The sequence below is a fragment of the Streptomyces sp. ADI95-17 genome, assembly GCF_003846175.1.
GTDB lineage: Bacteria > Actinomycetota > Actinomycetes > Streptomycetales > Streptomycetaceae > Streptomyces > Streptomyces sanglieri.
Map to the genome: position 1 here is coordinate 214,757 of NZ_ML123051.1, position 4,703 is coordinate 219,459.

General features: G+C 67.3%; 7 protein-coding genes and 1 pseudogene. 5 read left to right on the forward strand and 3 right to left on the reverse strand.

Annotation, left to right across the window (positions count from 1 at the left end; all coding sequences use genetic code 11):
- The coding region (locus tag EES42_RS35765) for a helix-turn-helix domain-containing protein (RefSeq protein WP_164495472.1) at positions 1 to 459 on the reverse strand (459 nt) is incomplete at its 3' end.
- 62 nt (positions 460 to 521) lie between these two features.
- On the opposite strand from EES42_RS35765, the pseudogene EES42_RS35770 reads away from it, so the two are divergent.
- The 5 genes and pseudogenes from EES42_RS35770 to EES42_RS35785 form a co-directional block, all read left to right on the forward strand.
- Positions 522 to 902: pseudogene (locus EES42_RS35770) on the forward strand (transposase); the annotation flags it as partial.
- Between the two features lie 163 nt (positions 903 to 1,065).
- Positions 1,066 to 1,362, forward strand: a complete 297-nt coding sequence (locus EES42_RS35775) for an FUSC family protein (protein ID WP_124722393.1) — start codon at positions 1,066 to 1,068, stop codon at positions 1,360 to 1,362.
- Between the two features lie 223 nt (positions 1,363 to 1,585).
- Positions 1,586 to 2,392 carry an SDR family oxidoreductase gene (locus tag EES42_RS35780; protein ID WP_206433779.1) on the forward strand — a complete coding sequence of 269 codons (807 nt, stop codon included), beginning with the start codon at positions 1,586 to 1,588 and terminating at the stop codon, positions 2,390 to 2,392.
- Positions 2,393 to 2,481: 89 nt separating this feature from the next.
- Entirely contained in the window at positions 2,482 to 2,613 is a 132-nt protein-coding gene (locus tag EES42_RS47405; protein ID WP_277426160.1) for a hypothetical protein, read from the forward strand.
- A gap of 107 nt (positions 2,614 to 2,720) precedes the next feature.
- Positions 2,721 to 3,110 (forward strand): hypothetical protein, encoded by a 390-nt coding sequence (locus tag EES42_RS35785; RefSeq protein WP_124722394.1) that lies wholly within the window; start codon positions 2,721 to 2,723, stop codon positions 3,108 to 3,110.
- Positions 3,111 to 3,129: 19 nt separating this feature from the next.
- On the opposite strand, the gene EES42_RS35790 is transcribed toward EES42_RS35785, so the two are convergent.
- Positions 3,130 to 4,248, reverse strand: coding sequence for an IS630 family transposase (locus tag EES42_RS35790; RefSeq protein WP_124722395.1), 1,119 nt, complete (start codon positions 4,246 to 4,248; stop codon positions 3,130 to 3,132).
- 85 nt (positions 4,249 to 4,333) lie between these two features.
- Positions 4,334 to 4,648: a hypothetical protein gene (locus EES42_RS35795; protein WP_124722396.1), complete on the reverse strand. Its 315-nt coding sequence runs from the start codon at positions 4,646 to 4,648 to the stop codon at positions 4,334 to 4,336.
- Positions 4,649 to 4,703: the final 55 nt, after the last annotated feature.

The window sequence follows — 4,703 nt, forward strand, 5'->3', positions numbered from 1 at the left end:
CGTGACCGTGACCGTGACCGTGACCGTGACCGTGACCGTGACCGTGACCGTGACCGTGACCGTGACCGTGACCGTGACCGTGACCGTGAGGTTTGCCAGTACCTGCCTGCGCCGCACCGGATCCTCACCGTCCTTCCGAGCTACCCCCGCCACCCTAGGGGCCGGGAGGCGAGGGTAGGCGGTGGTTGGCCCGATCACCTGCCCATGTCGAACGTCTCGCTGAGGGGCGAGGCCGAGCACTTGGGAAGGGATACCGAGCGCGTCGGCGAAGCGACGTATCACGGTGACGTCCGTCAGAGGCGAGATACCGCGCTCGTACCGGGAGACCTGAGCTGCGGAGTAGCCGGCCAGCTCCCCGAGCTGGGCCAACGTCAGTCCCCGTTCCTTGCGCGCGAGGCGGACCAGCTCGCCGGGGTTCACGTCCGCCGCAGGCACTGCCCGCGCTCTGACCGCATCCATACCGTCCCCGCCCGTAGCCCAGAGGCGCGCCGCCTTTCACCGTAGCGGTGCCCGCCGGGCCCACCGAGTCGTTCGACGCGAAGGTCATGTGCCGCTTCCTCGCCCGGCTCGTCGGGCACTTCGACCGGAAGATCCACCTGATCGTCGACCGGCATTCGGCCCACCGCTCGAAGACCCTCCAGGCCTGGCTCGCCGGCCACAAGGACCAGATCGAGCTGCACTTCCTGCCTTCGTACTCACCCGAGCTGAACCCCGACGAGCTGGTCAACGCCGACCTCAAACGCAGCCTGCCCCACACCCACCGGGCCAGGAACCAGACCGAACTCGCCGCCGAAACCCGCAGGTTCTTCCATAGACGCCAGCGTCAACCACACATCGTCCGCGGCTACCTCGGCGGCCCGCACGTCCGCTACGTCCTGGACGAGAACCCTTTGAGTTTCTGATCAATAGGACAAACCGGCGCCCCGAGGTCTCCCCGGAGGGGGATTCTCCCGCTGCGCCCTTTGTCGGGACCCCGCGGACTGGCAGGGCCCGTTCTGGTACGCAGGCCGGTCATCGCTGTCGCTCTACGCGCGCCGCCTGCAGGCCCATCTCACGCCGCGGTCGGTGTACTTCCAGAACGCCGTCCGGATCGCGCTGGCCCTGGCGGCCGGCCGGCTGATCGTGGGCGCGCTCGACCTGTCCCACGGCCTGTGGGCCCTGCTGGCCACTATCACCGTGATGGGGACCAGTGCCTCGGGCACCCGTACGGCGCTGTGGCCGGCGTTCGGCGGCACGCTCGCGGGGGCCGCCGTGACAGCTGTGATGCTGTACTCGTGGGCGACCACCTGGCACGTGGCCCCGACGGGCCGCATGGGGCCCACCGGGGAAGGTTCGGGGGCAGTTCGTAACCCGACCGTGTGAGGTGCCCGGTCGAAATACAGCTGCGTTGCGCGCCGGTCTACCCCGCCTACGGCCGAGGGTGCTTTCGTCTGAGGCAGGGTGTGCGACGGCTCCTGGATCTGTCCTGGCGGGCCCGCCGACACCTGGCCTTCCCCAGGAACGACCATTCCCTGAGGGCGTGCCGTCCGAAACGCCGAGAGGAGAGATCGTGGTGGCAGGAAACTCCGACGAGAACCGTGGGGCGATGTCCGCGCAGCTGCTCAGGGGCCAGAAGGCGCTGGTGACCGGCGCCAACTCGGGTATCGGCAAGGCGACTGCCATTGCTTTGGGCCGGGCCGGAGCGGACGTGGTGGTGAATTACGTCGTCGGTGCGGAAGAGGCCGAGAAGGTCTGTGCGCAGATCGAGGGTTTCGGGGTTCGCGCCTACGCCCACGAGGCCGACGTGTCCAACGAGGACCAGGTGGTCGCCATAGTCGCCCGGATGGTCGAGGAGTTCGGAACCATCGACATCCTGGTGGCCAACGCCGGCCTCCAGCGGGACTCGGCCGTGACGGAGATGACTCTCGCCCAGTGGCAGAAGGTCATCGACGTCAACCTGACCGGGCAGTTCCTCTGTGCTCGGGAGGCCGCCAAGGAGTTCATGCGGCGCGGCGTGGTGGAAGAGGTGTCCCGGTCGGCAGGGAAGATCATCTGCATGAGCTCGGTCCACCAGATCATCCCCTGGTCGGGGCACGTGAACTACGCCTCCTCCAAGGGGGGTGTGGGAATGTTGATGCAGACCCTCGCCCAGGAGCTGGCCCCCCATCGGATCAGGGTCAACGCGGTTGCACCCGGCGCGATCCGCACACCGATCAATCGCGACGCCTGGTCAACCCCCGAGGCCGAGGCCAACCTGCTGCGGCTGATTCCGTACCGCCGCGTGGGCGACCCGGAAGACATCGCCAACGCCGTCGTCGCCGTGTCCTCAGACCTGCTCGACTACGTCGTCGGCAGCACGCTCTACGTCGACGGTGGCATGACTCTCTTCCCCGGCTTCGCCACCGGAGGCTGATCCCCTGTGCAAAACCACGTGACGCACCGGCGGGTGGTGATTTTCGGCCGCGGGTTCGCTGCTCGTGCGCTGCGGCTGTCACCGTCGCGGTGACCGTGGTAGACCGCCGCGCGCTGGCGGTGAGCGAGGGGTTCACCGCGCCGATGCTCGGGAAGAAGCCAAAGGTGCTTCCCGCGCAGCCAGAAGTCGACGGCGTGGTGCGCCAGCATCTAGTGCTGTGACCGCGAAGGTTCACCGGGTCCCCGCGGTCAGGGTGAGCTCCGAGTTGGGATGGTCTGGTCAGCCGTGTAGGGAGTCTGTCGTGCCCCAGCTCTGCGACGATTGCTGAGTGAGCAAGCAAGAGTGGGACACATTGACCAAGTCTGAAGAAGCCTTCATGGTCAATTCCTATGAGATCGACATCCTGCCTGGTGTCTGGGGCGATCTCGACGAAGCCGACCAGTCTCGACCGGTCAACGAGCTGGCGGGAATCTTGCTCGCTCTCATCGATCGCGGGTGGACCGAGGTCCGCCGACTCGCGCCGTGGACCTCCCCCGCCGGGGAGAACGGCTTCCAGCCCGGCGAGCTGGTGCCTCGTGATCAGCTTCCGGCGATTCTCGAAGACGCGGCCAACTGGGAGTATCCCGAAGACGGGAACTGGATTGGCGCGTTGACCCTGGTCGAGACCGAAGCGGCAAAGAAGATCACTCGTCTTTCTCCCGAGGAGATGGCCGAGTAGGCCGTCATGGCGGGAAGCCTCAGGCCGCGGCCAACGGTCGGCCGCCCCAGCGGAGGCCCTTCTCGCTGCGGATGCGGGCTCGTTCGCGGCGTTGGGCGGCCAGGAGGTCGGGGTGGCGGGCGTTGGCATTGCGCCAGCGCAGATGGCGGTGCAGCTCGCGGGTCTGAACGGTGTGGTTGGGGTGGTTCGAGTTGGCCAGGGTGAACTGCCGCAGCGGCCCGAAGTGCGCCTCGATCGGATTGGCCCAGGAGGCGTTCGTCGGGGTGAAGCACAGCTCGACTTTGTTCTTCCACGCCCACCGGCGGATCTTGGCACCCTTGTGGGCGGAGAGGTTGTCCATGATCACGTAGATCGGGACGCCGTCGGGGCGAGCGGCGCGGATTGACCTGAGCGCGGCCAGGCTGTTGGTGGTGCCCTTGCGGTGGCGGTTGACACCCCAGAGGGTGTCGTCGCCGATGGAGTAACAACCGTGAAAGTAGGTCACGCCGTGGGTGCGGTGGTAGGTCGCCGGGACCCGGTCGGGCCGGCCCTGCTCGGCCCAGCAGGATCCGCCGGTCGGGCGTATGCCGAGCGGCCCGAACTCGTCGAAGGCGAAGACGCGGTCAGGGAAATGGTCCATGACGTGCTCGATCCGGTCCAGCTTGGCATCGCGGTCAGGATCGGTGGACTCCTTCCAGGTCTTGGTGCGCTGGAAGGTGACGCCGCGACGGGCGAGCAGGCACCGTAACGCCTCGCGGCCTATCCGGATCACACGGCCGTGCACGCGGCGCAGGTAGGCGGAGAGTTTGCGGATGGACCAGCGAGTGAAGGGCTGGCCGAGCTTGGCCGGGCGGGTGGTGGCCGTCTGGATGACGAAGTCCTCGTCGTCAGGACTGAGCAGGCGGGGACGGCCTCCCGCCCACTGAGGGTCCAGGCAGGCCAGGCCGATCTCGTTGAACCGGTGGATCACATCGCGGACGGTGTCCTCGTCGGCCTGGACCAGCTTCGCGATCACCGGGGCCCGGTTCCCGCCGGCCGAAGCCAACAGCATCATCGCGCGCCGGAACCGCACCGAACTGGTGCTGCCCCGACGCACGATCTGCTGCAGCTTCTGCCCCTCCTGGTCGGTTAACCTGCGCACACGGACAGGCTCGGCCATCGCGCCTCCAGCGGTCGGATTGGACGTCACCGCACACATCCAACCGCCGCGGCCATGAGCCGGGCGAACCTTCCAGGTCGGAGGGCTACTTCTCGCGCAGATTCTCGACTTCGGCGGCCAGCACAGCCATATCGCGGACGTGGGTGTAGTACCTGGTCGCGTACTCGTCGTCGATCGCAGGGAGAACCTTCTCGAACACCGCCGTCAGCCGGATCAAGCCTTCACCGCGCTGTTCGTCGAGCGGGCCTTTGAGAACGCCCAGGGCGTAGCCGCAGGCGTCCGCATCAAGCATCACCATGTCCTGGTCCTCGATGCCCAGGCCGCGGAAGCCTGGCGGGAACGGCATGGCCATGTGCTCGGCCATCACCTGCGAGAGCGCTTCGAGCTTCTCTTCGAACATGCACAAGATCCTGCCGGATCCCACCCGGCGAACCAAAGCGGTCACGGCACTAGGG

What these genes read in the sequence shown, in the direction of transcription:
- EES42_RS35780 (WP_206433779.1), top strand. Translation starts at nt 1,586, where the DNA reads ATGTCCGCGCAGCTGCTCAGGGGCCAGAAGGCGCTGGTGACCGGCGCC.
- EES42_RS35795 (WP_124722396.1), bottom strand. Translation starts at nt 4,648, where the DNA reads ATGTTCGAAGAGAAGCTCGAAGCGCTCTCGCAGGTGATGGCCGAGCAC.
- EES42_RS35790 (WP_124722395.1), bottom strand. Translation starts at nt 4,248, where the DNA reads ATGGCCGAGCCTGTCCGTGTGCGCAGGTTAACCGACCAGGAGGGGCAG.